Annotated in this window: 24 protein-coding genes; 12 read left to right on the top strand and 12 right to left on the bottom strand. The window is 51.6% G+C overall.

The genetic code is table 11. The features are described from left to right. Positions 1 to 8 precede the first annotated feature (8 nt). Positions 9 to 989, top strand: coding sequence for a PP2C family protein-serine/threonine phosphatase (locus SH449x_RS08425; RefSeq protein WP_482380893.1), 981 nt, complete (start codon positions 9 to 11; stop codon positions 987 to 989). Between the two features lie 302 nt (positions 990 to 1,291). Here the strand turns inward: SH449x_RS08425 and SH449x_RS08420 are convergent, their stop codons facing one another. From SH449x_RS08420 to bioB, 3 genes are all read right to left on the bottom strand, one after another. Next, positions 1,292 to 2,374 (bottom strand): DUF1573 domain-containing protein, encoded by a 1,083-nt coding sequence (locus SH449x_RS08420; RefSeq protein WP_482380892.1) that lies wholly within the window; start codon positions 2,372 to 2,374, stop codon positions 1,292 to 1,294. Between the two features lie 641 nt (positions 2,375 to 3,015). After that, positions 3,016 to 5,100, bottom strand: coding sequence for a glycogen debranching protein GlgX (glgX, locus tag SH449x_RS08415; RefSeq protein ID WP_482380891.1), 2,085 nt, complete (start codon positions 5,098 to 5,100; stop codon positions 3,016 to 3,018). Between the two features lie 202 nt (positions 5,101 to 5,302). After that, positions 5,303 to 6,343 (bottom strand): biotin synthase BioB, encoded by a 1,041-nt coding sequence (gene bioB / locus SH449x_RS08410; protein WP_482380890.1) that lies wholly within the window; start codon positions 6,341 to 6,343, stop codon positions 5,303 to 5,305. A 278-nt stretch (positions 6,344 to 6,621) separates the two neighbouring features. Between bioB and SH449x_RS08405 the strand changes: the two genes are divergently transcribed. Beyond that, positions 6,622 to 7,545: a sigma-70 family RNA polymerase sigma factor gene (locus SH449x_RS08405; RefSeq protein WP_482380889.1), complete on the top strand. Its 924-nt coding sequence runs from the start codon at positions 6,622 to 6,624 to the stop codon at positions 7,543 to 7,545. Here the strand turns inward: SH449x_RS08405 and SH449x_RS08400 are convergent. Continuing rightward, on the bottom strand, positions 7,520 to 8,704 hold the full coding sequence (locus SH449x_RS08400) for a 3-dehydroquinate synthase (protein ID WP_482380888.1): 1,185 nt from the start codon (positions 8,702 to 8,704) through the stop codon (positions 7,520 to 7,522). The genes SH449x_RS08405 and SH449x_RS08400 overlap by 26 nt on opposite strands. A gap of 150 nt (positions 8,705 to 8,854) precedes the next feature. After that, complete coding sequence (locus tag SH449x_RS08395) at positions 8,855 to 10,675, bottom strand: phospho-sugar mutase (RefSeq protein WP_482380887.1); 1,821 nt, start codon at positions 10,673 to 10,675, stop codon at positions 8,855 to 8,857. 357 nt (positions 10,676 to 11,032) lie between these two features. Between SH449x_RS08395 and SH449x_RS08390 the strand changes: the two genes are divergently transcribed. Then, positions 11,033 to 11,644, top strand: a complete 612-nt coding sequence (locus tag SH449x_RS08390; RefSeq protein ID WP_482381815.1) for a ClpP family protease — start codon at positions 11,033 to 11,035, stop codon at positions 11,642 to 11,644. A 36-nt stretch (positions 11,645 to 11,680) separates the two neighbouring features. Next, positions 11,681 to 12,286 (top strand): ATP-dependent Clp protease proteolytic subunit, encoded by a 606-nt coding sequence (locus SH449x_RS08385; protein WP_482380886.1) that lies wholly within the window; start codon positions 11,681 to 11,683, stop codon positions 12,284 to 12,286. Positions 12,287 to 12,632: 346 nt separating this feature from the next. Here SH449x_RS08385 and SH449x_RS08380 read toward each other — a convergent pair whose 3' ends face one another. Further along, a complete protein-coding gene (locus SH449x_RS08380; RefSeq protein WP_482380885.1) occupies positions 12,633 to 13,682 on the bottom strand; it encodes an alpha/beta hydrolase family protein in 1,050 nt (349 codons plus the stop codon). A 296-nt stretch (positions 13,683 to 13,978) separates the two neighbouring features. On the opposite strand from SH449x_RS08380, the gene SH449x_RS08375 reads away from it, so the two are divergent. From SH449x_RS08375 to SH449x_RS08365, 3 genes are all read left to right on the top strand, one after another. Next, positions 13,979 to 14,224 carry a hypothetical protein gene (locus tag SH449x_RS08375; protein ID WP_482380884.1) on the top strand — a complete coding sequence of 82 codons (246 nt, stop codon included), beginning with the start codon at positions 13,979 to 13,981 and terminating at the stop codon, positions 14,222 to 14,224. Between the two features lie 360 nt (positions 14,225 to 14,584). Further along, positions 14,585 to 14,821: a DUF433 domain-containing protein gene (locus SH449x_RS08370; RefSeq protein WP_482380883.1), complete on the top strand. Its 237-nt coding sequence runs from the start codon at positions 14,585 to 14,587 to the stop codon at positions 14,819 to 14,821. Positions 14,822 to 14,913: 92 nt separating this feature from the next. Next, positions 14,914 to 15,186 carry a DUF5615 family PIN-like protein gene (locus SH449x_RS08365; protein WP_482380882.1) on the top strand — a complete coding sequence of 91 codons (273 nt, stop codon included), beginning with the start codon at positions 14,914 to 14,916 and terminating at the stop codon, positions 15,184 to 15,186. 109 nt (positions 15,187 to 15,295) lie between these two features. On the opposite strand, the gene SH449x_RS08360 is transcribed toward SH449x_RS08365, so the two are convergent. The 6 genes from SH449x_RS08360 to SH449x_RS08335 form a co-directional block, all read right to left on the bottom strand. Next, the gene (locus tag SH449x_RS08360) at positions 15,296 to 15,685 is read right to left on the bottom strand and encodes a hypothetical protein (RefSeq protein WP_482380881.1); all 390 of its coding nucleotides are present in this window, start codon (positions 15,683 to 15,685) and stop codon (positions 15,296 to 15,298) included. Between the two features lie 215 nt (positions 15,686 to 15,900). Next, positions 15,901 to 16,563 (bottom strand): MAE_28990/MAE_18760 family HEPN-like nuclease, encoded by a 663-nt coding sequence (locus SH449x_RS08355; RefSeq protein WP_482380880.1) that lies wholly within the window; start codon positions 16,561 to 16,563, stop codon positions 15,901 to 15,903. Then, a complete protein-coding gene (locus tag SH449x_RS08350) occupies positions 16,560 to 17,657 on the bottom strand; it encodes a DUF262 domain-containing protein (protein WP_482380879.1) in 1,098 nt (365 codons plus the stop codon). The genes SH449x_RS08355 and SH449x_RS08350 overlap by 4 nt, the downstream gene beginning before the upstream one ends. A 1-nt stretch (position 17,658) precedes the next feature. Then, a complete protein-coding gene (locus SH449x_RS08345; protein ID WP_482380878.1) occupies positions 17,659 to 18,702 on the bottom strand; it encodes a DNA cytosine methyltransferase in 1,044 nt (347 codons plus the stop codon). A 57-nt stretch (positions 18,703 to 18,759) separates the two neighbouring features. Beyond that, positions 18,760 to 19,473, bottom strand: a complete 714-nt coding sequence (locus SH449x_RS08340) for an Eco29kI family restriction endonuclease (protein WP_482380877.1) — start codon at positions 19,471 to 19,473, stop codon at positions 18,760 to 18,762. After that, positions 19,466 to 20,653, bottom strand: coding sequence for a DNA cytosine methyltransferase (locus tag SH449x_RS08335; protein ID WP_482380876.1), 1,188 nt, complete (start codon positions 20,651 to 20,653; stop codon positions 19,466 to 19,468). Before SH449x_RS08335 ends, SH449x_RS08340 begins: the two co-directional genes overlap by 8 nt. 147 nt (positions 20,654 to 20,800) lie before the next feature. Between SH449x_RS08335 and SH449x_RS08330 the strand changes: the two genes are divergently transcribed. From SH449x_RS08330 to SH449x_RS08310, 5 genes are all read left to right on the top strand, one after another. Beyond that, the gene (locus tag SH449x_RS08330; protein WP_482380875.1) at positions 20,801 to 21,121 is read left to right on the top strand and encodes a helix-turn-helix domain-containing protein; all 321 of its coding nucleotides are present in this window, start codon (positions 20,801 to 20,803) and stop codon (positions 21,119 to 21,121) included. A 150-nt stretch (positions 21,122 to 21,271) separates the two neighbouring features. Continuing rightward, the gene (locus SH449x_RS08325; protein WP_482380874.1) at positions 21,272 to 22,231 is read left to right on the top strand and encodes a restriction endonuclease; all 960 of its coding nucleotides are present in this window, start codon (positions 21,272 to 21,274) and stop codon (positions 22,229 to 22,231) included. Positions 22,232 to 22,457: 226 nt separating this feature from the next. After that, positions 22,458 to 22,727: a hypothetical protein gene (locus SH449x_RS08320; protein WP_482380873.1), complete on the top strand. Its 270-nt coding sequence runs from the start codon at positions 22,458 to 22,460 to the stop codon at positions 22,725 to 22,727. Between the two features lie 134 nt (positions 22,728 to 22,861). Then, positions 22,862 to 23,023, top strand: a complete 162-nt coding sequence (locus SH449x_RS08315; protein WP_482380872.1) for a hypothetical protein — start codon at positions 22,862 to 22,864, stop codon at positions 23,021 to 23,023. Positions 23,024 to 23,222: 199 nt separating this feature from the next. Further along, entirely contained in the window at positions 23,223 to 24,368 is a 1,146-nt protein-coding gene (locus tag SH449x_RS08310; RefSeq protein ID WP_482380871.1) for a UvrD-helicase domain-containing protein, read from the top strand. Positions 24,369 to 24,437 lie beyond the last annotated feature (69 nt).

Genomic DNA, 24,437 nt, shown 5'->3' with positions numbered 1-24,437 from the left:
GGAACGCCATGAATGTAGTCTCAGTAAACAGTGCGGGGATAACGAATCGTGGCAATGTTCGTGAAGAAAATCAGGATCAATTCATCATTGCCGAATTGTCCCGAGCGTTAAGTGTCAAAGCATCGGGCTTGCCCGTCGCTGACGGGACCCGCCTTGTGGGAAATCCATTTGCCACACTTCTACTTGTGGCCGACGGGATGGGGGGGCATTTGGGGGGAAAGGAGGCCAGTAAATTGGCGATCGAATACTTCCTGAATTCCATTCTCAACAAACTAGCTTGGCTGGAATCCATCACATCAAACGATGAGCAGTCGTTCAAAAACGTCTTGGGGGTGACACTAATACAAGCGCACCGAGAGTTACAGCTTCTAGCTGAAACCTCGCCCGACCTCAAGGATATGGGGACAACCCTGACGTTAGCGTGCGTTGCTTGGCCCCATCTGCACGTTGTTCATGCAGGGGATACTCGTTGCTATCTGTCTCGCAACCAAGAGCTGCGATTACTAACCAGAGACCATACCGTCGCACAACAGATGCTGTTGAATGGCGAGCTCAAGCCCGAGGAACAAGAGCGATCACCATGGTCTAACGTTCTTGTGAACGCCCTCGGGGCGGGAGCTCCCGAGGTCGTCCCCGATTTCTATCACTTGAGACTCGAATCTGGTGATCGGTTGATGTTGTGCAGCGATGGTCTGAACAAACATGTTTCTGACGACCGCATCGCCCGAGAGCTTTGCGGTAGGAAGAATCCTGAGATGACTGCCCAGGTGCTGGTGCAATTAGCCCTGGATGGAGGAGGCACGGATAACGTAACGGTATTGGTAGCAGATTTTCAAGATTCAACCGAGCCAAAGACCATGAGAACCTTTTCCGAGATTCCAACTGAACAAAAGCTGATGTCAGAAATCGTCCTCGCTGCGGGTGACATCGATACCACGGAAGCCATAACTGGCCAAGCCGGTGCCGACGATCTGACCCTGGACGAATGAAATTGTTGCCAGCGGTTGTATGGTGGGGGATCTACTGTAACCCTTCACCTAATTGTTCGAGTAATGTTGATACCAACTCGGGTTTTGGTTGAAGTTTGAAAAATGAAGATTTCGCGGTGTCGGCGCGTTCTCCAGCCAACGAGCCATACGCTCCATTGAGGCAATCTCAAAGGGGGGCGAAAAACGGGGGGACGTTGCCGCGGTGCTAGCCTGTTAGTCATCGGTCCACTGACGCAAGGTCAGTGGAGCCGTAGATCCCGGGTTATTAAGGTTGATTAGTAGCCGAAACCTGTAAGTCGTGTCTAGAAGTCGTTTTCCTCGATGCTATCGTCCGAGGTCGCCACTGGTTTTTCGATATGGGGAGCAGGCGCCTTGGTGCGATAAACTGCACCGATTTCGATTTCAGGTCTCTCAGCTGAGTCTGTCATGAACTTTATGGTGCCTTGAGTTTCTGTGCCCAACTCGCCGGTTTTAGGTATGAGACGCAACTGGAGTGGATGCAAAGTTCGAGGCTCTGATCCTAGCTCGATCTCAATATCGAAGATGTTGCTCTCCACCCCCTTGACCACAAAGGGGTTTTGACTTTTGAGCACAACTAATTGCCGAACGGGCTCCGCGACAAGAATATCACCCAACGACACGGTGCTCGGAACTGCGGTTACCCCTGGAACGATGTTGGCAGTCACCCGAAGAGGAACTCGAGTCAAATTGCGGTCGTTTGTTGACACGATCAGTTCACTCTCGAAAACACCAGCGGGAGCATCTTCACCCATAGTTAGGTCGATCTGATATTGAATGCGTCCACCATTGCGGGACGACTCACTGGCCACAGCCGAAAGAAAATCGTTGCTCGTGGTCAGACCTAGGATCTTCCAGTCGGGCCTACCAGCGTAGTCCAGACTGACTTGTATACCCTTCGGACTGCCTTGCTGAACGTTTCCAAAGGTAGCCTCGCCTGGATTAAAAACGACGTCCGTTCGGATATAGCCTTTAACTTGGAGTTGGTACTCCGCGAAAAAGGGGCGATCTACCGTGACTGTGAGAGTAGCCCCTTTTTGGCCCACATGAGAGTGCGTGTTGAACTTTGCTAGGATACTGCCTTTGCCCTTAGGAGGAACAACCTGAGTTTCCAGAATAGGAGTCGTGCAACCGCACGACGTCCTCACGCTTCGGACATGCATCGGCTGGTCATACGGATTCTCAAAGTAAAAACGAAACTCCGTTTTAGCTGCCTTGGCAACCGAACCAAAATCGTGTGAGGTCTTTTCAAATAGACGAGACGTTTGGGCCGAAGCGGTACCAGTCATCGTTGGCATCGCCACAATCGCTGCGGTAGCCGTCATGGCCAATGATAGAATCGGGGCTGAAAAACACAGGAAACGCATGGAGGCTCTCCGAAGGGACGATTGGGAAATTGACGCCGACTCTCATCCTTGGAATTAACATCCAGTCCATCTAAGAACTATAGCACCGAGGAAAGCTGGAGCGACTCGGAGCTTGGATTTAGCAAGGATGCTTGGAGCGGGCCGGCACGAAAAGGGATCTTCGCAATATCGGTTATCTGATCGTTTTCCTCTGATTCCGAAACCTAATTCGAAGATCTCGCTGCAATTCCCTAAAGCTACCGTGCATTGACGAAACGTTAAGAGTTTTTGCCCAAAGCGTGATAGTTTTCCAAGTCGCGACATCCCGGAGAAAAAGACTAGTTCAAAAACTTACGAGACTACTTGGACATTTGGTTTCGCAAGTTTCTTTACAGTTAGCTTTCAATGTGCTTGCGTCTTGCGTCGGGGTGCTTACCAACAGAACTAAGACACTTCCGCTGATTGCCACCGACGTCACCCTCCCCGGCAATCTCACTTAAGGCTCGATCGCCGACCCTCCCGGTCGCTTCGCTGGGAGGGTGAGGCCCCGTTTACAGTGCCGATCAGCAAGAAGTGTACAAAAAAAGGCCAGTGCTTCGTGCACCGGCCTTTTTCCTTTGCGTCCGTTCAAAACTTCGACTAAAAAATTCTCAAGCGGGTTGCTAGCCCTCACCTACCCAGACCATCGCCGACCGGTAGACCATTTCTACCTGCCGACTCGCTGGAGCGAGAGGACCGTCATAGTTAGGATAGATGTCCTTGGGTGAGTCCTTGGCAGTATCCATAAAGACCCTCCAGCGAATTCCACGCGTCGCGGCTGGCATGGTAAACGTTTTTGTCTCTGGAGTTCCATTAAGCATAATCAAAATATCGCGTCCAAGCCCCTGTGGGTCTTCGGAGGCACCAGGCTTACCTAACCAACAGACCAGAGTTCCGTCCGGGGCATCCCAATAAATTGGCTTGCCTGTTGATTCGAACCAACTCACATCCGGAATACCGCGTTGATCCTGCGGTCTTCCTGTCAAGAAGCTTTCTCGCCTCAACGATGGCTGCATCTTTCGGAAGTCGATCAAGGCCCGAGTGAATCGCAGGATGTCTTTGTGTTGATCTACGTTTTCCCAGTTGAACCAGGAAATCTCATTGTCCTGGCAGTAGGCGTTATTGTTACCCTTTTGAGTGCGGCGAACCTCGTCCCCCATCAGCAACATGGGGACCCCCTGGCTTAGCATGAGAGTCGACAACATATTTTTGATCTGTCGTACTCGGATACTTTCTACCGCCTTCTTCTTGGTCGGCCCCTCAACGCCATAGTTATCGCTGTGGTTGTTGTTATCCCCATCGCGATTTCCTTCGCCGTTTGCCTCGTTATGCTTGTCCTTGTAAGAGGTCATGTCGTTCATTGTGAACCCATCGTGGGACGTCACAAAGTTAATCGAGCAGTACGGGGCGCGGCCTGCGTGCTCGTACAAATCGGACGAACCGCTCAGTCGAGTGGCCATCGCACCCACCATGCCTCCGTCACCTCGCCAGTAGCGACGAACGTCATCACGGTACCGACCATTCCACTCCGCCCAACGAAGATCGCCAAAGGAACCGACTTGGTACGCACCAGCGGCATCCCACGCCTCAGCGATGATCTTTGTATCGGCGAGCATCGGGTCCTCTGCGATCAAATCGACCAAAGGAGGATTTGGCATCAAATTACCGTATCGATCGCGAGACAGGATGCTGGCCAAATCAAATCGGAATCCATCGATGTGGTAGTTGTGGACCCAATGTCGCAAGCAGTGGAATATTAACTCACGACAGACGGGGTGGTTGCCGTTGAACGTGTTACCGCAACCGGAGTAATTGCTGTAATGCGCTCCACCCGAGTTGAGAATATAGTAAACCTGATTCTCAAGCCCTTTGAAGGAAAGGACCGGGCCTCGTTCATTCCCCTCACAGGTATGATTGAAAACGACGTCCAAGATGACTTCGATTCCCGCCTGATGGAGAGCTTTGACCATCTGCTTGAATTCATTGACCTGTGCCCCGGGTTCTTTGGAATGGGAATATCCGCGATGGGGAGAGAAGAAATTCATGGGATCGTAACCCCAGTAATTTGGTCTCTCAGGTACATTTCCATGCACGTCGAAAATCGGGAACTCGTGGATGGGCATCAGCTCCACAGCGGTAACCCCGAGCGATTTCAGATAAGGAATCTTTTCAATCACTCCCAAATAAGTTCCAGGGTGATCAACCCCCGAGTTCTTATTCTTGGTGAAGCCGCGAACATGCATCTCATAGATCACGGAATCACTCAGGGAACGGCGAATATGCCTGTCACCATCCCAATCGAACGAATCGTCGACCACGACGCACTTGGGAGGGCGTATGACCCCATCGGTTGTTTTTTGGAAACAGCCTGCCAGAGCCTTTGCGTACGGATCGACCAAGCGAGCGTTGCCATCGAACCATTGCCCCGACTCAGGGTCAAACGGGCCATTGGCTTGGAGGTGATACAGTTGACCAGCCTTCAGTCCCGGAACAAAAATGCTCCAGACATCTCCCCAGCGGTCTGTGCTACGATCAAACTCGATCGTCTCACTTGGCTCTCGATCGTCTACATGCTTGTAAAGCAGTAGTCGCATCGCCGTTGCCGAACGACTGAAAATGGTGAACTGTACGCCACGTTCGTGGACGTTAGCACCGTACGGCAGGCGGTAACTAAATTGCAAGTCAGGAAGCGGGTGCCGCATGAGCATAACTTTGTATGTGTCCTTTCCAGTTTAGATCGGATGCGTTCTGTTGAGTTGAGCCCGCAACCTTAGCACTCCAAACTGGAAATCTAAAATCTTTCTTTACCAAACTAGCCAAAATTTGGACTAGGTGGTGACTCGAGGTTTACGTGGCGAAACGCTTCCGATTGCGCCCGGCATCAACCTCTGGCTAAACTTTTACGAATGACTACGAACAACCGCCCGCCGACGGGTCTGGCGCCATGCAACTGCCGGTTATCTCGAAACCGAGATCTCGAATCATCTGATAGTCTTCATCCGGAGCTTGCCCCTTAGTAGTTAAGTAATCTCCGACAAAGATACTGTTTGCAACAAACAAGCCTAATGGTTGCAACGATCGCAGGTGCCTTTCACGCCCACCAGCAATCCGCAACTCGCTCTTCGGATTAACAAATCGCATCATACAGAGCGCTCGTATGCAATCTCGCGGATTTAAATACTCCTTCTGCTCAAGCGGAGTTCCATCAATGGCATGTAGAAAATTGAGTGGGATCGACTCAACCGAGAGCTCTCTAAAGGAAAAAGCCATTTCGACAATGTCACCCAGCTTTTCCCCCATCCCGATGATGCCGCCACTGCAAAGCTCCATGCCTGCCTTCCTAACGTTTCGTAATGTCTCGACCCGATCGTCAAAAGTATGCGTGGTGCAAATCTCAGCGTAGTGCTCACGGCTGGTGTTCAAGTTATGATTTACTTTATCGACACCAGCGGCTTTGAGCCGTAAGGCCTGCTCCTCATTCAGCAGTCCCAAGCAGGCACATATATTAAGACCGTATGCCTTCTTGATCTCGGGCACGATCGTTTCGACCGCCTTCATCTCCCGTTCATTGGGCGCTCGACCACTGATTACGATACAATAGGTCTTGCTCTGGCGTTCCGCTGCGAGTCGTGCGCCGTCCAGCAGCTTATCTCTGCTTAATATGTTGTATTTAGGTATCTCGGCATCCGAGATTTTGGATTGGCTGCAATAGTGGCAATCCTCAGGACACAATCCACTCTTGGCGTTCATCAAGAAGTATAGCTGCACCGTCTTGCCAAAGTACCGTTGCCGAATGCGAAAGCTGGCAGATACGACCTCCAGCAACTCGTCATCACTGGACTCGAGAATCGCTAAGGCTTGTTCCCGGCTGATCGCCTCGTCTGCTAATACGGCGTCTGCCAGTTGAGTCCAGCGGCTGGAGGTGGTCAGGTCTAACGTCGGAGATATCATCGTTTCGAGTTTGCTTAGTCGGGTAATGCGGTTGAAATGGGGCGTCCGGATTGGAGCACCTTCCCTTAGTCGCGTTTTAGCGGCCATGCGGATTGTACGGCGGAAAGCGTTGTCGGCAAAGGCTTTGCGCGTCGAGAATAATCGCTACACGCTGACCGGGAGCAATTTCTTTGAATATGCGAGCATTTCTGGGTCGATTCCCTCGATTGCGATATGTTCTCGGCTCGACCTGCGAGCGGCATCTCGAAAGTCAGAAACCCTTGGAAGGTGGAGTATCAATGGCACATTCTGGACCGTATTTGAGCGACGTGGAGGAACCACAGGATGAGGATCTGCTATCGATCACTCGTCGTCGCAGTCCCAAGGATGGTGCGCAACCTCAATCTCCGCTGGAAACCTATCTGCGCGAGATCAACGAAACCAAGCTCCTTTCCGCCGAGGAAGAGCAAATGCTGGCACGGCAAATTGCCAGCGGTGATGCCGCAGCCAGGGACCGAATGGTTCGAGCGAACCTCCGACTCGTCGTCAACATCTCTCGCAGTTACGTTGGCAAAGGGCTCGCCCTACAAGACTTGATCGAAGAAGGCAACCTGGGATTGCTCCGCGCTGTGGAGGGCTTTGACCCCGATATGGGCACCCGTTTCAGCACTTATGCGAGCTACTGGATCAAACAGTCGATCAAGCGAGCGCTAATCAACTCTGCGAAAACCATTCGCATCCCCGCTTACATGGTGGAACTGCTTAGCAAGTGGCGGAGAGCAACGGCGCGATTAAGCGAAGAACTCGGACGCATGCCAACTCAAGAAGAAGTGGCCCGCGTTCTTGGGCTTCCCAAGAAAAAGCTTCCCATCATCAAGAAAGCGATTCAGATCCACAACGCAACTCCCCAAAGCGATCAATCCGAGTCAGGCTGGTCACTCGGCGAGATGGTGATGGACGAACGACTCAAGAGCCCAGACGAAGAACTGCTTGATCACGATGTGATGAAGACAGCGTTGGAGTTGCTCTCGACCCTCGATGCACGAGAGGCGACCGTTCTCAAAATGCGATTTGGTTTGGGGGATACCCCGCCCCATACCCTCAAAGAGATCGGTGCCGAGCTTGGCTTGACCCGCGAACGAGTCCGGCAGATCGAAACCGAAGCTTTAAATCGGTTACAACACGCATTGAAAGATCCTAAAGAGCGGCTTGGCTTGGCCTAGTTGCCCGATCTTGCAAGAACCGGATGGCTTTCAACATAGCCATCCGGTCGATCTCATGAACATTAATGCTGTTCCCGACTCCACGCAACATAGTCAGCGTCAAACGCCCCCCCAAATGCTGCCGAAACTCTTCGAGCCCATCAAAAATCGCACCGGATTCTACAGCCTCATCGAAGATAGGCAGCCCCAACTCTTCTAGAGCCGTCAAGGTGGCCAGCATATCCATCCGCTCTAACCCATGAACGAGATGCGAATAAACTACGTCGATCGCAACACCGATGGAAACTGCTTCGCCATGCCTGAGTCGAAACTGAGTTAGGTGTTCTAATTTGTGAGCAGACCAATGGCCAAAGTCCAACGGTCGCGCCTCCTGGACCTCGAACGGGTCACCCCCATGAGTAATATGATGTAAATGCATCAGCACACTCGATCGAATCGCCGTCATGACGGCATCCCACTCGCGATTCGCAATCTCCTTCGCATGCTCGCAAAGAAAGCGAAACGCACCGGGACTCTTCAGCAACGAGACCTTCACCGCTTCAGAAAAGCCGGCGACGAAATCTCTTTGAGGAAGATGACGGATGAGTGACTGGTCGTTGACGACGGCCCATGGCACGGCAAAGGTTCCTTTCCAGTTTTTCTTCCCGTAAGCGTTGATCGCGTTCTTAACGCCAACGCCCGAATCCGCTTGTGCCAACGTAGTGGTCGGGAATCGAACAAGCCTGATGCCACGGTGGGCAATTCCTGCCGCATAACCAACGCCGTCTAACAGAGCCCCACCACCTATAACGCAGACGTAACTCCGACGATCCAAGCCATCATGATCGATTTGGCGAAAGATGCGATCGATGGTCGCGTCATCATTCTTGACCTGCTCACCTCCGGCTACAAACTGCAACGACGAGGTCAACTCGAGACGATCCGTCGAGGCTAACAGCCTGCGTTCCAACTCACTTTGAATATTCGGATTGGCAACGACCACTCCCTCGTCAATCCAGAACTGCACTCTCGCTTTCTCGGAATCACTCGCGAACAGCGACAGCACCTGATCCCAATCCACACCGAAACATTCAGAAGTAAACCTTAGCCGCATGGTTTGCGGAATAGAAAAGTTGACGTTCAGGGAGTCTTGGGCGATGGACCACGGTATGGAGGACATTGAGGTAGGACTCTTTCCGGGAGGGAATGGGTGGCGGATTCTAAGCTCTGTGTATCATAATCTCCGTCCAAACCAGAAGCGATAGTTGTCTAGCTTGGAAACGGCAGGCCAACATGACGATAAGAGGTACAAAACAGCCGGAAAGGCGGTTTACTTATTCAGCTTCTTGGCGTCCTCTTTCATGCTGGCTAATCGCGATAACACGGTCTGCTTGGCGGTGGCCAGATCGGTTGTGACTGGCTCGTAACCAAACAGATAAAACTTGACCTTGGGCTCCGTCCCCGAAGGACGAACAGCGATGGCATTGCCCGAAGGAGTGTCACTCCCCGGTAATGCTAGGTCCATGATCAACATATTGCTCTTTGGTGCATCGAGTGGCTTGGTGGCCCCCGTGGAATCGCGTATGGTCAAATTTCCATAGTCCCGGACTGCGACGACTTTCAGACCGCCCATGGTCGCGGGAGGCGTGTCGCGCAGGGATTGCATGAGTTTCTTCATGTTGGCCATCCCCTCGCTCCCCTCCATCTGCACATTGATCAAATCCTCGAGGTAACATCCATGCTCGACCAATAGCTGCTCCAATCGCTGATGGACCGTCAAGCCGGCTGCTTTAAGGTCTGCCGCCAACTGAGCCATGAGTAAACAAGCTGCTGCACCGTCTTTGTCCCGTACATACTGGCCAATCAAATAACCATGCGACTCCTCGGTGCCAAATACAAAGTCGTCCGGCCCGAGCGAATCCATCAGTCCAGCTATCCACTTGAAACCAACATGGATGTTCCCCTCGCAACGCACCCCATACGATTCGGATATCCGTCGCGTGAGCTCGGTGGTGACGAGCGTCTTGATAACATACGACTTCTCCGTCAGCTTGCCCGCTGCCTTCATCTTGCTTAATACGTAGTCGGTTAGCAAGGCACCGATCTGATTGCCGTTAAGCGTCCCCCATTGACTGCGATCCGTCAGGGACAGTGGGGCGGCACAGCCGAGGCGATCGCAATCGGGATCGGTCGCCAAAATGATGTCGGTACCGTCCTCCTTGGCTTGGGCAATCATGGCATCAAATACGGCGCTGTTCTCAGGGTTACTGACGTGACCGGGAACATTCGGGAAATTACCGTTGGGTTCTGCATGCGGTCCGAAGACCACCACATCCTTGAATCCAGCAGCCTCCAGAAGCGGCAGTACAGCATATCCTCCCACACCATGCAGAGGGGAATACATGACTCGGACCTCGCGACTACCCGGCCAAGCAAACTTGACTGCTTCCGCCAAAAACGCTCGATCGATCTCCTCGGTTACGATCGTGACCTTGCCTCCCGCGACGGCCTCTGGGAACGTAACTGTGTGAATCTGCTGAACATTCATCACGCGGTCGATGATGGCCGAGTCGTGCGGTGGGAGAATTTGCGCTCCCGTCGACCAGTACACCTTGACCGCATTATCGCTCGGGGGATTGTGGGACGCCGTTACCATGATGCCGCAGCTACATTGCTTGTGGCGAACCGCAAACGAAAGTTGGGGAGTCGCTCGGTAATCGTCCAAAAAATAGACCTGAAAACCGTTTGCCACCATAATCGAGGCGCAGAGCTCGGCGAAATGGCGGGAATTGTTGCGAGTGTCATAAGCTATGGCACAGGAAAGAGGAGCCGCAATTTCCGGCTGACTTTTGATGTAGTCCGCCAACCCCTGGGCACTTTCCCCGATCGTTCGATCGTTGATCGCATTGGATCCAATCGGGTACATACGCCCCCGTCGACCACCGGTTCCGAACGGAATAATGGTCCAGAAGGCATCATCCAACGCTTGCCACTTTCCCGCCTCCACGTGCTCGATCACAGACGATCGGTACCCCTCATATCGATCTTCCGTTAGCCAGCATTTCAAGTTCTCCAGGGCGCCGTCGGTGATCTGACCAGCTTGGCGGGCTGCTGCTAGGGACTCAATTGCTTGGGAAACAGAGAGGGTCATCGGTAATCCTCGAGGTACTAGTAGGGAGACTTAATCGATCGCATGCCCCATCCCGAGTGCAAAGCCTGGGGAATTTGGAAGCTTAGCCTGACGCAAATGGAAAAATCGGTCAGGATCGGGGTAGTTTACGCCGAATTCATCCGGTCCGCCATAATGGGGGACGACTTTATAACCGATCTGTAGAGCGGGAAAGCCGGGTCAATACGAACGCTTGCACGTAGCATGCGGTTTACCTGATAAGTCCAACTTTCCTTCGGTGTACCCTTGTCAAAAGATGCGATATCGAAAAGATGTACACAGGACTCGGTTTGTTTTACTCATTCAATAAGGAAAGAGCAGTTGAGTAACTTTCCACTTATGCCGCCAGTTTTCGATTCTCATGCTTACCAAAGCTACCAGCGGCAGCGTCAAATGACGTTGGGCGATCTCCTTTTGGAAAACCGAATCGTTTTCCTACAGGGGGAGATCTACACCGGCAACGCGAACGATGTCGTGATGAAGTTGTTGTACCTACAAAGTGAAAATCGTCGAAAAGACATCCACTTTTACATCAATTCCCCTGGGGGCGAGGTGGTCTCGACTCTGGCGATTTACGACACGATGCAGATGCTTTCTTGTCCCGTAGCGACCTACTGCGTCGGGCAAGCTGCCAGTGGCGGAGCAGTTCTCTTGGCAGGTGGTTCCCCTGGCAAGCGATACTGCCTCCCCAATAGCACCGTGATGGTTCACCAACCTCACGGCGGTGTCAGAGGCCAGATCTCCGACATCGAGATCCAGGCTCGCGAGATTCTCAGAATGCGAACCCAACTCAACGAAATCCTGGCCAAGCACACAGGAAAGACCGTTGAGCAAATCGCTAAAGACACCGATCGCGATTTCTTCCTAACCGCCAACGAAGCCAAAGAGTATGGACTCGTGGATCAGTTGCTAACCAAGACGGTTGCCGACGACGAAGAAGACAAAAGCTAATCTCCCTTTCACGTAGATCCAACGGAGTTCGATTTTATGCCGCTAATTCCATATGTCATTGAAAAGTCGGGGCGCGAGGAGCGTGCTTACGACATTTACAGCCGATTGCTCAAAGACCGCATCATCTTCTTGGGCACGCAGGTCGACGACGAGATTGCCAATGCTTTGGTCGCACAAATGCTTTTCTTGCAATCGGATAACCCCGAAGCAGACATCCATCTGTACATCAACAGCCCTGGTGGTAGCGTCAGCGCGGGGCTTGCCATCTACGACACCATGCAATTCGTCTCGTGCGATGTCGCGACTTACTGCATCGGACAAGCGGCATCGATGGGAGCTGTGCTCCTGGCCGCCGGGGCCAAGAATAAGAGATTCTCGCTTCCCAACTCCCGCATTATGATCCACCAACCTTTAGCGGGAATGCAGGGAACTGCGGAAGACATCTCGATTCACCTGAAAGAGTTTCAGAGAACGAAAAGACGTCTCAACGAGATTCTCATCAAGCATTGCGGTCAGAATCTCGATCAAATAGAAAAAGATACTGATCGCGATCGATTCATGGATCCGGAAGAAGCGGTCCAGTATGGATTGATCGACAAAGTCGTCGATGCCATGCCATCCCCTGTTAAGCCTGTCAGCTAAAAGATATCCCAGACTCGCGACTGACGGTGAAAAACGTTTTTTTTACCCGACCTGTCGCGTAACACCTACGACTGGTTACTGGGCTCCGCCTGGTCCTACTGGTTACCGGGCTCCGCCTGGTAACCCAATGTCTTTCAGGCTCTGCCTGATTCTTCGGGCGATTGATAGATGTCTTAACAGCGTCATAAATGAGGCAGAGCCTCCAAGGCAGTTTGTACCAAGGCGGAGCCTTGGCACGAGGGCTTGGCACGAGCTGGTAGCGTTCAGCGAGAGATGTCTTTTTTACCCGGCTGAATCCCACATCGTAACTTTCGAACGACGCAACTTTTGAAATTGAGTTTAAAAGTCATCGCAAGCGATCTTCCAGGAATCGATAAGCCGCTTCGCGAGTCTCTGGCGGAAAATCATGTCCGCAGTCGGGATAGATGACTCGCAGGTTATCAGATGCTCCTAGGACTTCGAAGACGGGGCGGGCTGCGTCGATGGATTCTCGCACTCCATCGCAGTCGAAATTGGCGTCGTGCTGCGGCGAGTTGCTAAAGAAAGCTCGCGGAGCGATCGCGGCGATCAGTTGAGGAAAATCAAAGGGCACGCGGTCAGGATCCAAAGCGTATTCCGTCGCGATACGAGGCATGTATCGATCGCTCGTCCACCCCTTGAGCTTGCCACCATAGTATTTATGAAACCTAGTGAACCCGCAACTCGATACGGCAACTTGGATGCGTTCGTCGAACACCGACGTGAAGATCGTATTATGGCCACCCAATGAGTGACCGATGCAACCGATCTTAGTAGCATCAACGTCTGATCTCGCGACGAGCATGTCGATCGCCCGCATGTTATCCCAAATCGCTTTGAGCGAACCACTTTTCCATTTTGGATTGCTCGCGAAGTCATAGTGATAATCGCCGAACGAAGGGTAGTCTGGCGCCAACGCAATGAAGCCGCGGCGAGCCAACTCGATCGCGTAGTGGAGATTAGGGCTGCCTCCTAGACCAGCAGGCTCCCCTTTACCGATGGGTATGGTCTGATGGAGACATAGAACCGCCGGGCGAGGCTGCTCGGATGGTTCCTTGGGAATGAAAAGATAGGCTGGGACCCAAACGTCTGGTTCCGATTCAAAACGGAGAGTTTGTAGAAGGATGTTGGGCTCCGAATCGACTTGAGAAACGACTTGCATCGCCACAGCGGGAAGAGAATCACGCGATGGTAGTTTCCCCATGACTTGCTGCATGCCCTCCAGAATTGCAGCTCGATGATTTGGCCAATCCTCAGCTTTCATCGAAGGCAACAAGGGAGGAGTGGACTGAGCATAGAGAAACGGAGTCGCCACAAACGATGCGATTCCTAAAGCAGCAACCGTGACAGTTGATCGAATGAAGTAACGGACTGCCATTGTAAAACCCGCAACGTGAAATGGAGGATACTGAATTCATCCTGGAATCACTTGCCCAAGATTTGAGCCTTGGCCTGAACCAAAAAAACTATTTCCTGTAATGAATTCAGTCGCCCCTGATTGTATCCATCAGAGGCCTAGTCGAAAACAAAGGTATCAGCAGTCAGTGCTAGCCCGTTAGTCGTCGCCCCACCGACATTGCTGTCCCCATCGGGACTCTTCGGTTCCTTAGGAACCAAATCTCGGTAGAAGAACACCATTCCCCAGTCAGTCAAAAGCTCACGGAATCAGACGGGATGAGACACAACGCACTTCCTGGGCCATGCGTATGCAAAAAGAAGATCGCGTCGGCATCGTATGTCGCGGAAAGTTACAGGAATGGTCTGGCAGTCGCCAGCCATGAAAAGACAAAGCGATCCCGAGCCGAGATCATCAAGGTCCGCTTGCATGAGCATGGAACACAAAGAACGTGGCTGGCACAGATTTGCACCCTTTTAGTTGGTTTTGGTGGCGGTCTTGGCAGCCATGTTCGTGTTCCCTAGTTTTGAGATCTGCATTTCGCGTTGGCGGCGTTGCCAACGTTGGTCACGCAGTTACCATCCGAAGGGAAACCGCATCCAGCCGATTCATGGCAGATTTCGGTCGGTTTTCGAGACGATGGAACCTGCCCCCATAGAGCCGTCGAGTTCGCTACAATAGCGAACTATGGCAAGTGAGGCGTCCATGTCAATCGTGGCCTCAGACTGTCAATTGACTTGAAACGTTTTGCCAGAAAATTCAACTGTCCGTCGAGTGCATGACCAAATGTGTCACAAGGGACCTTTAGTCTCTCCGCGTTGGTTCACTTGGTGATGCGGAATTTGCGGACTCGTTTAAAGGTTAAAAATAATGGAGATATTAATATGACTTGGCGAGATCGCATTACCGTTGATCCAAGCGTTTGCCATGGCAAGGCATGCATCAAAGGCACCCGTGTTATGGTCTCGGTCATTTTAGATAACCTCGCGTCCGGAACATCACGAGACGAAATCCTTGCAAGCTACCCCTCGTTAGCGAGTGAGGATATCGCAGTATCGATCGCCTACGCAGCCGAGTTAGCGAGAGAGCGGGTTGTACCGCTCGCGCCGGGAGCTGCTTGATGCAATTCAAGATCGACGAGAACATGCCGGTCGAAGCCGCAACGGTTTTGAATGAAGCGGGACATGACGCGTTGACCATTCACGACTAACGAATGGTTGGGGAGGCGGACGCCCAAGTTGCGTCGGTTTGCAAACTCGAACAACGTGCCTTAGTGACACTCGATCTGGACTTCGCCGATATTCGCACGTACCCACCGGGTGAGCATCACGGCATTGTTGTCCTGCGGCCTCGCACGCAAGCGAAGTCGGCTGTATTGCAATTGCTACAACAGCTCATCCCACTGCTATCGACCGAACCGCTTGACGGCAATCTTTGGATTCTTCAGGAGAACGGTTTGCGCATCCGGGAAGGGGAGGTGGATTAAGATGAATGATCTAGAGGTCACTGCAATCGAGAATTCCCTTGCCCCGGGTGGCGTCACTGCGGTCTGCGCTTGGGCTTGCAGAAAACGAGTCTCCTTTCCCTGTAACTGTTCACGCCCCGGTGTGAGGAATTAGGCAGCGGACGCCGTGGTGGCGGGCGAGTTGGGCAACAACGATGGCGCGGCACGATCGCAGAATTTTGCCCGCATCGCTTCGATCAGATATTCGTAAGCATTGCGATGTTGCAGATGGCATGTTTCCGACACCGTCAGGATGCGTTCCAGATAGCGACTTCCACTGCCGCTCTGGGTGCAAAAGCTCAGCTTGCGGTAGATCACCGCTGGACGCAGCTTCGATCTGGCTCATCTTCTTATCCGCTGGTTTCGATTCCTTGGCGGCTGGCTTGGCGACCGTGGCGTTCTTCTTGGCCGCTTTGGTTGTGGTGGCCTTGCTGGCGGCTTTGGCGTTACGGTTGGTTTTGGTGGCGGTCTTGGTAGCCATGTTCGTGTTCCCTTGTTTTGAGATCTGCGTTTCGTGTTGGCGACGTTGCCAACGTTGGTCACACAGTTACCTCTGAAGGGAAACCGCATCCAGCCGATTCATGGCAGATTTCGAGAAAAATAAGGAGCCTGTGAGGCGACTCAGGAGGGAGCGGCAAAACTCATAAAATGACTGATGATTCGAAGGCCCTGTGATCGTATATTGCCCTCCGAAGATCATGGCTTCTTTGCATGCAAGTAGTGTTCGTTCTCCAAATATGTGTCAACATTGTCGATCAGCTCGTTTAGGTATTCGAAAACTTCGTTTGTGATGCGTTTAATTCGCCGCATGTCGTACTCTCGCCCGACTTCAGAGAAAGTCTTGTTACCGTGCGCAAGATCGTTCCGATTTGACTTCACAACGAGTAGCTCGTCTGATCTACGGCGTGGTGCATGAAAGCCATACTCCTTTGCCGTATTTCGAACAAGTCGCCCATCGACATTGCCTGAGAAGAGCATATCCTTCTTGAATGTTGCCGAAATCAAGTCAGTAGCGATACGGCTTATATCGGGAACAATGTCGTCGATGTTCCGACGCTTGAGATTGCCCAGCACCACATGCCGTAATTCATCGCGACAACTATCGAAGTCTACTCCCTTTCCCTGCAGTTCGTCGAAGATCGCTTCAATCGAATTTTTCAGAGTGGACTCAAGCAAATTGTACAATAGCAAGAATGCATTTGCTTTAAGAGTCTTAATTAGCTCACTTTGGTCTGCTGGGTCGTAAACAGTTTCCTTTGATACTGCGTCGACAATTGCGAGCTTCTCTCTAGAGATCTTGTCGACAAACCTGATGTAGCGACTAATCTCGCGCTTTCTAGCTTGGAAATCAGCCTTCACTTTAGCGACTCCTTGAGCAAGCGATCCCGAACATACTCCAGTCGCTTTTTGATCTTCGGCTTCGAATTACTTGACCCCGATGTAGCCATTTTGTGGAACTCATCCGACTCATCATTAATCCAGTCCATTCCACTCACTTGCAAATCTGGCTTCTTTGCAAGCGCTAGTGCAGTACCAACTGAAAGCGTCTCGAATCGAACTCGGGGAGTTCTAAGGTGCCCAGATTTTTTTGAAAATCCAGACGTACTGTTCTTATCAATGAAGTAGAGCATTGATTCCCAGTCTGCTTTCAGCTTTTGTTCCACGTCATCATTGAATGTCTTCTCCATATCGTCGAGATAGCCATTGAGAAAGTCATTTACCTTACGGTCAAACTGCTCATACCGATCTAGGTATGCGAAGAATCTCAGTACAAACTCTTGACGCTCTCGTCTCTTTACAGCCGCGTCTGAAAGTGGCGCTAATTTGTGGAACAACTCGTTCTCAGAGCATCGTCGGACAAAACGCAAGAAGTTTCCGTCTTTTGCTCCCCAACGCTTCTCCATGTCATTGAGTTCTTGGCTTCCCGTGTTAATCCTTTCAAAGAGGTCTCTACGAATTTCTTCGTTCGCCTTTTCGGTTAACTCGATTAACCTAAGCGTATGGCGCTTGAATCGTCGTTGGCGACTCTGCGGAAGATCCTTAAATCGAAATCCGTTAAGATGCGTGAGCTTATCTAGTTGCTCTAATACCAGATCGTTCGTGAGAAAGTCAGCCAGCGTTCGAATACGCTGGGAACCGTCGACAATTTCCAACCTACCTTCGCGCTCCGCGATATCAGCAACAAACAAGTATGGAATTGGGAGCCCAATTAAGACAGACTCGATAAAGCGAGATTGTCGTCGCGGTTCCCACGTATGATCTCTCTGATAGTCCGGAACAAAGATCTCGTTGGAATCATCGTCGAGCCCTTCAAGGTATTTAGCGACGATTACTTCGACTGGATATTCGCGGGTGTCGTAATCAACAGTCCGATGATGCTGGACGATTTGCTCCTCGGCAAGCTTTTTGTCTGCTTCAGTTATCTTTCGCTTTTCACTGTTTATTTTAGCCATCTTATGATTTCATTGCCTTGAGATGCTCTAGAATTGCAGAACCGATCGCTTGGCCTAGTCGAACAGGAACCGCGTTTCCAATTAGCTGACCAAGTTTTTGTGATGAGAAGTATTTGCTTGGAGGATGAAAGCTGTAGTTGCTCGGGAAAGACTGAAGTATCGCTCCCTCACGCAACGAAAGTGCCCGGTCTTGCTCGGGATGCCCAAATCTACCATTGCCGTATCCAAAAAACTGAGTCGTGATCGTTGGGGCTGGCTTATCCCATTCCATTCGTCCATAGACAGATGGATATGTCGCTCCAGATTGCGATTTGTGGCAGTTTGATCTAAGTGACTTGGGCCAATCTCTCCAACTTCCCCCAGGAACCGATGCTCGAATTCGCTTCAGATTCTTGTTGCTCAATGTACATGCGCGATGAAGATTATCGCGGCCATCCTTGCAGCCGGACTCGATTGGCGGAAGCATCCCAATAGCATCTCTAACGGTCGGGTACGTCTCGGGGACATGAGTTGGTTGTGGGAGATGCGGCGCTCCATGCCTACTGCTAATCAAGACCAAACGTCTACGTGACTGAGGTACACCAAAGTCTGGTCCATAGAGCACGGCATAGGTTGTTTGATAACCGCAACCGTCAAGTATGTCCAAGAAGTCTTTAAACACATTGTGAGCCTGGAGCTCGGGGACATTTTCGATCGTTACAAGATCAGGGAGAATCGATTCTACTAGCGCTCCGAAATTCAATAGAAGCGACCACTTGCTGCGGCGATTCATTGCGCCGCGACCATATCGCGAAAACGGTTGGCAAGGCGCACACCCAGAAAGAACTCGATACCCAGTATCGGGGTAGAGATCCTGAACAAATGATGGCGATAGGGAAGCGACATCTCGGCAAAAGAACTTAGCATCGTCGTTGTTGTGAGTGAATGCAAACTCGCAGTCCTCATCAAAATCGATCCCAGCAACTATTTTCAATCCTGCCGACCGCAAGCCATGCGTCAAGCCTCCTACGCCGCAAAACAAGTCAACGACGTTACATTGCGTCATTCCTTTTCTCGAAGTGATTTTTCTCTTGGTTGATTTCATGGTTGCTCTCAAAGTGCGTTACAAATCGTTGAACGCGTTGCCGCCGGCGGGGTCTGCACCAATGTCAGTTGAACCTCCCAACTTATCCAGAAAATCTTTAATGCCAGAAAGAATTGTTTCCTTACTGCGAGTCTTGCCCTTGCACTTGTCAGCCCAAAGCCGACCCGGATGAACGACATCCCATTCCGACTTTGCTTGTTCATAGCGCCCCTTGCCAGGATCGTGGTTGCCGAAGCCGTCGAGATAGCTATTCCACAATGGCTTCTTCCATTTGATTACGGCCGCTTCCAAAGTTCCAATCATATCTGAACTGGCACCTTCAAAAATCATGAATCGGCACCAAAAGTCGTCCAACGATAAATCACCGACACGGCTGATGCTGCTTGCGTGCTGGCGAAGCCGCCCGTGAAGCTCGGATGATTTGACTTCGACATTGTGCGAAGCGCGAGATTGACGCCAACCCTTCGGCACGGCTTTGCCAACGTAAATCGGGTAGTCGTACGCGAGTCGGTTCAACTTAGCATACTTGCGATAGGGGTCTGCTTCCCCGGTGTAGTAGATTGCATAAATTCCCGTACCAACAAAGCGTTCCAAAGGCGGGAGCGGGTGAACTGGGGTGCCATTAAAGAAGCGAACCGCATCTTTGATCAGCTCAACAAATGCATCGTTTTTGTAAACATGCTTCTCGCGGTCAAAGGGTATTTGCCGACTTCGAGTTGCCTTCTTAGCCATTTGCGTATGCCTTCTTCTTGCTCAGCAGACTTGCAAGTTGGCTGGCAACTATTTCGCACATCTTTACGGGCACTGCATTGCCAAGTTGACGCATCGACTCTGTCCAAGATCCCTCAAAAGTCCAGTCATCGGGAAATGTCTGGAGGCGAGCACACTCGCGCACGCTAAAGTAACGGACAGTACCATCATCAAATCGTAGTGTATTCTCGCCGCCAGGGACGCCGTGGTCGCCAGCTTTCAGAGCTTTTGCCGGTTCGTCGAAGGGACTGCCAGTATGTCCGGGATATGAACGGGCACCTGGATTCAAGAAATGATTAGCGAACTTTGTGCATGACTCGCCCGGCGCAATCTCGGGGAGGTCGGAAATGGCATCTCTTACGGTGCGCCAAGGCTCCAATAGCATCCCAGGAAACAAGCACCTAAGACGTTCAACACGTCCTCTAATTTCACTTGGTACTTGTGGACGCTTGTTCTTGGCAATTTTGTGTCGATCCCAATAGTCGCCTGAAATCCATTTATCGTACAGAAGCGCATCTTGTTCATGCGTTTGCTGCGGAAAGCAAAAATCAAATTCGAGATCGGAGCGAATTCCAACAATGAGTACGCGGTGTCGGTGTTGCGGAACACCAAAATCCGCCGCATTCATCAATTGATAGATCACGTTGTAGGTGAGTCCAGTTTTACGTCGGCTCGTTGAGGCACGCTCTAGCCTCGCAAGATGGTCGGTCCACTCTTCATCTCCCTTGGCAACAATTTCTGGGAAAGAGAGTTGATGGATGATGTACTGGTAATAGTTCGAAAAGCTCTCGCGCAACAACCCCTTAACGTTCTCAAAAATAAACGCGCGAGGAGCTATCTCACGAACCGCACGTATTGCGTGTGGGAACATGTTTCGACTGTCATCCATCCCGACATGCTTGCCACCAATAGAGAAAGGTTGACACGGCGGGCCCCCAGAGACAACGTCTACTTTACCTGCAAGTTCGCTAAAACACACATCGCTAACATCACCTTCAACGATTTCCGCGCCTGTGAGTTGTTTAAGGCCATCAGATTGGTTCCGCCGCAACGTGGCACAAGCGTTTCTATTCCACTCATACACAGCGTGGTGGTGAAAGCCTGCGTTTGCCGTTGCAAGCGCGAGGCCGCCAGCACCGGCGAACAATTCGATCGACTTCATTTCCGTACCTTCTTCCGTGCGTTGATCGTTGTAGCGACCACCAACCAGTCGTCTCGGACTCTAGCGGGCTCGTCGTTCCTGTGTTATGTTGACTAGCAAGTGCAACAATTTACTGTCTTTTGGCACTGCGAACAAGTGGCGAACAAAATGACTCTTGGACAGCGATTGCGGGAGCTTCGAAAAGCAAAGCGGCTCTCGCTGCGTGAATTAGCTTCTCGTGTGGATGTTGGGTTTACGTACCTTTCGAAGATCGAGAACCACAAGCTAGAGGATGGGCATAGCCCATCTGAAAGATTGCTCCATTTGCTGGCAGTGGAACTTGGGGGAGACGAAGAGGAGCTACTGTTGCTTGCCGAAAAAGTTCCAGAGCCAATTCGTCGACGAGTCATCGCGCGTCCTGATGCGTTCCGACGCTTGGCTGAGTTGTCGGACAAGAAGCTGGATCGGATTCTTGCTTGCTTGGATTGATTGGTTTGCAGTTCAGAGTGGACGTTTGCGATATAGGTAGATCTTGATGGATGCAGTGGCTCTGAAGGTATTCATCTCAAATTCGTGGCCCTGTTGCGTTAACGCATGTCGAGTAGGGTTATCGCAGGTTGAATTAGGAGCTATGCAAAGATGAATATCGAATTTCATTATCCGCCGGAGTTGTTGGAGCTACTTGTTGATACGATCCCGCGACTGGTGAAGTCAAAGAAGTCAACTGTCCTTTTCTTCAAAGGCGCGGGTGTTCACGGAAAGCTCGTGGATGAAGTTTCATTGCTCGTAGTAAATTCACCGGACGAAATCAACAAATATGAAATCGCGAGACGGATTTTGATAGATCTCAACCAACGAGGTGAAAGTGGGCTTCGAGAGCGACGAGAGGTGTTGCGACGAGTCGTCGAATTTGAGGACTTTACAACATGCTGGGAGAACGACCGGCTAAAAGCACAGGGGCTTGTGTCCCAGATCCGTCAACTCGTTAAAGTGAAAGATTCTTTTACACGACTCAATGAAGAGCGAGAATCTGAACGTCGAGCACATCAGCGTAAACAAGATGAGGCATTGCGAATAAGGCAGGACTTTGAAAGTAGGGTTGAATCCCTTCGCAATGATCTATTTGCTTTGTTCCCAGAAACGAATCGTCAATCGCGGGGTAAGAAGTTAGAAGGTGTGCTTAATCGGCTGTTTGAAGCTTACGGCATTCTCGTTAGAAGCGACTTCCAGCTTCGTGGAGAGAGGGGGGAAGGAATCGTTGAGCAAGTGGATGGCGTGATTGAACTTGAAGGGCGCTTATGCTTTGTCGAGATGAAGTGGTGGGCGGTTCCAATTGGCGTGCCTGAAATTTCCGAGCATTTGGTAAGAGTGTTTGGACGAGCGGAGACGAGCGCATTAATTATCTCAGCCTCCGAGTATACCGCTCCTGCGATTGCTACATGTAGAGACGCTCTTAGGGATCGCGTCGTTACACTCTGTACCTTGCAGGAGATCGTTCTAATTCTAGAGAAACGGTCAGACTTGCTGAATTTTCTGAAACGAAAGATGCAGTCTACTGTAATCGACAAAAACCCTTTCCCGCAGTTTCCAATCGAATAGCAGCCATGATTGTGGAGCCGTCGGGCTCGCGACGCCCGACGGCTCAATGCATGAGTCAACCAAATTATCAAAGATCTGAGAACCGCGATCGCGCGATGCGATTATGGCTCCAGCAATTCAAGTTCGATCTGGTTCAACTGCCTGCTCAACTCGTCAATTCTCGCGTTGAGCGCGGGTCAAGCAGTCTTAGCAAAGCAGTCTTAGGGGACACAGCATATTTGCAGGATTGCCGGATTTCGGAAGGATTGCTGGTCAGAAAAGCTATTCGGTTTATTTCCGCCTTGTGACGCTGGTGATCGTTCAACGGGCTGTGGCATTCGATTTTACCTTTGAAGACCAGCTTACGGATTTGGATCTTGAGGTCGCAAACGAGCATCTATTTGGCTTGATTCCGTTCAGTACGCTGCTGGTTCCCAAGGTGGGCGATGCCGTGCTAAAATCTTTTCTTCCTTCTGGACAGATCATTCAGCACCGCCTCATTGCCGAACAAGAATAGCCATCTTGCAACAGCGAGAGAAAACCGAGAGCTCGCCATCTTTCTGCTAGAGGAGGAACGTTCCATTGCTTGGAGTGTGACCGCAGCGTGCTACAGTGGTTTGCACCTCATCGAGGCCGCTTTACGACGCGTCGTTGAGAGCACGTTACCTAACAACGGACGAGGGAAGTGCCGAAGAACAGATTCGCATTTCGGTCGGTGCGGACGCCGCGCGAAAGCAGTTGATTGACCATCATCTGCGACAGCTTGAAAAGTCGGTTGCCAAGCGCATCGACGTCGAAAGCATCTTTCAATAAGTTCGGCCATAATGCAATTCCGTATCTCCGACACATTCACCGATTGTCTCACGCGACTGGCTGCTGATGATCAATAAACCGGCAAACCGACTGCGTTTGATTTGCAAGCGAATCCTGCAAATCCAGGATTGCAATTTATCGCATTGAACGCTTCAGAGACAAAAACTTCTGGTCGGTCCGCGCTGGACGTGATCTTCGCGTGATTGTCCATAAGACGGATGCGAGCCTGTTATTGTGCTACGTCGATCACCACGACAAGGCTTATCAATGGGCGGAAAAACGTCGGCTCGAAACGCATCCTCGCACGGGCGCGGCGCAGCTCGTCGAGATTCGTGAGACCGTCCGCGAAATTGAAGTGTCGACCTATGTCAAAGCTGCACCACAACCGAAGCCGGTTTGCTTGGCGGGTTTCGTCCGCGAGGACTTGTTGACTTACGGAGTGCCGGACGAATGGGTTGATGATTGCTTAACTGCGGATGAGGATTCGTTGCTTTCGATAGCAGACCGTCTCCCCAGCGAGGCCGCCGAAGCGTTGCTCGTGTTGGCCACCGGCGGGAGACCGGAACCGCGCACGGTAGCAGCCGAAGACGCCGATCCATTCAGCCACCCCGATGCTCAGCGCCGATTTCGTGTTTTGGACAATGCGGATGAATCGGCTGCGGCCCTGGACGCTCCCTGGGAAAAATGGATTGTGTTCCTGCATCCGGCGCAACGAGGCTTTGTCGACCGACGGTTCAATGGGCCAGCCCGTGTCTCGGGTAGCGCTGGTACCGGAAAGACAGTCGTTGCGATTCATCGAGCTGCCGAATCGCTGAAGTCAAACCAAGGTCACGTGCTGCTGACGACTTTTTCGTCAGAGTTACCAAAGTCGCTGCGGCAGAAGGTGAAACTGCTGGTTGGTAATGAGCGATTGTCACCACATTTGCCTGAGCCCGGAGCTTTGCCAACGCTTGTCGTCGCATCCGTGGATGAGATTGCCACGCATCTGCTTGCCGCTGATGCTGGCCAACTTAAACTGATCGACAATGAGGAACTGCTCGACTTACTCAAGTCGATCGTCGACGAGGGAGAGCGCGTTTCACTCTCCCCCCAGTTCTTACTCGACGAGTGGAACGATGTTGTCGATGGTTGGGATCTGACCAACTGGGCGGAGTACCGCGATTTCAAAAGGCTTGGCCGAAAGACTCGTCTCCGCGATGCAGACCGAAAGCAAGTCTGGGGCGTGTTCGAGCGACTTCGTGACGCTCTGTCTCGGCGAGGAGCCAAGACCATGGCGATGGTCTATTCCACGCTGGCAGACTCAACCGCCTGTCGAGCCATCCAAATTGTTGAGGCTATTCGATAACCATTCTTAATCGAAACGTTGCTCGACACGTACGCCAGTTGGGCTCCAAGTGCGAAAAGACCCACTGGA

It is taken from the genome of Brakhagea baltica (assembly GCF_052161605.1).
In the GTDB taxonomy this organism is placed as follows: Bacteria; Planctomycetota; Planctomycetia; order Pirellulales; family Pirellulaceae; genus JBKCUI01.
Note: the sequence above shows the minus strand (reverse complement) of the source record. Positions and strands in the feature narration are given on the sequence as shown.

Coding starts and splice junctions, on each gene's coding strand:
- SH449x_RS08425 (WP_482380893.1), top strand. CDS start 9: ATGAATGTAGTCTCAGTAAACAGTGCGGGGATAACGAATCGTGGCAAT.
- SH449x_RS08420 (WP_482380892.1), bottom strand. CDS start 2,374: ATGCGTTTCCTGTGTTTTTCAGCCCCGATTCTATCATTGGCCATGACG.
- glgX (WP_482380891.1), bottom strand. CDS start 5,100: ATGCTCATGCGGCACCCGCTTCCTGACTTGCAATTTAGTTACCGCCTG.
- bioB (WP_482380890.1), bottom strand. CDS start 6,343: ATGATATCTCCGACGTTAGACCTGACCACCTCCAGCCGCTGGACTCAA.
- SH449x_RS08405 (WP_482380889.1), top strand. CDS start 6,622: ATGGCACATTCTGGACCGTATTTGAGCGACGTGGAGGAACCACAGGAT.
- SH449x_RS08400 (WP_482380888.1), bottom strand. CDS start 8,704: ATGTCCTCCATACCGTGGTCCATCGCCCAAGACTCCCTGAACGTCAAC.
- SH449x_RS08395 (WP_482380887.1), bottom strand. CDS start 10,675: ATGACCCTCTCTGTTTCCCAAGCAATTGAGTCCCTAGCAGCAGCCCGC.
- SH449x_RS08390 (WP_482381815.1), top strand. CDS start 11,033: ATGCCGCCAGTTTTCGATTCTCATGCTTACCAAAGCTACCAGCGGCAG.
- SH449x_RS08385 (WP_482380886.1), top strand. CDS start 11,681: ATGCCGCTAATTCCATATGTCATTGAAAAGTCGGGGCGCGAGGAGCGT.
- SH449x_RS08380 (WP_482380885.1), bottom strand. CDS start 13,682: ATGGCAGTCCGTTACTTCATTCGATCAACTGTCACGGTTGCTGCTTTA.
- SH449x_RS08375 (WP_482380884.1), top strand. CDS start 13,979: ATGAGACACAACGCACTTCCTGGGCCATGCGTATGCAAAAAGAAGATC.
- SH449x_RS08370 (WP_482380883.1), top strand. CDS start 14,585: ATGACTTGGCGAGATCGCATTACCGTTGATCCAAGCGTTTGCCATGGC.
- SH449x_RS08365 (WP_482380882.1), top strand. CDS start 14,914: ATGGTTGGGGAGGCGGACGCCCAAGTTGCGTCGGTTTGCAAACTCGAA.
- SH449x_RS08360 (WP_482380881.1), bottom strand. CDS start 15,685: ATGGCTACCAAGACCGCCACCAAAACCAACCGTAACGCCAAAGCCGCC.
- SH449x_RS08350 (WP_482380879.1), bottom strand. CDS start 17,657: ATGGCTAAAATAAACAGTGAAAAGCGAAAGATAACTGAAGCAGACAAA.
- SH449x_RS08345 (WP_482380878.1), bottom strand. CDS start 18,702: ATGACGCAATGTAACGTCGTTGACTTGTTTTGCGGCGTAGGAGGCTTG.
- SH449x_RS08340 (WP_482380877.1), bottom strand. CDS start 19,473: ATGGCTAAGAAGGCAACTCGAAGTCGGCAAATACCCTTTGACCGCGAG.
- SH449x_RS08335 (WP_482380876.1), bottom strand. CDS start 20,653: ATGAAGTCGATCGAATTGTTCGCCGGTGCTGGCGGCCTCGCGCTTGCA.
- SH449x_RS08330 (WP_482380875.1), top strand. CDS start 20,801: ATGACTCTTGGACAGCGATTGCGGGAGCTTCGAAAAGCAAAGCGGCTC.
- SH449x_RS08325 (WP_482380874.1), top strand. CDS start 21,272: ATGAATATCGAATTTCATTATCCGCCGGAGTTGTTGGAGCTACTTGTT.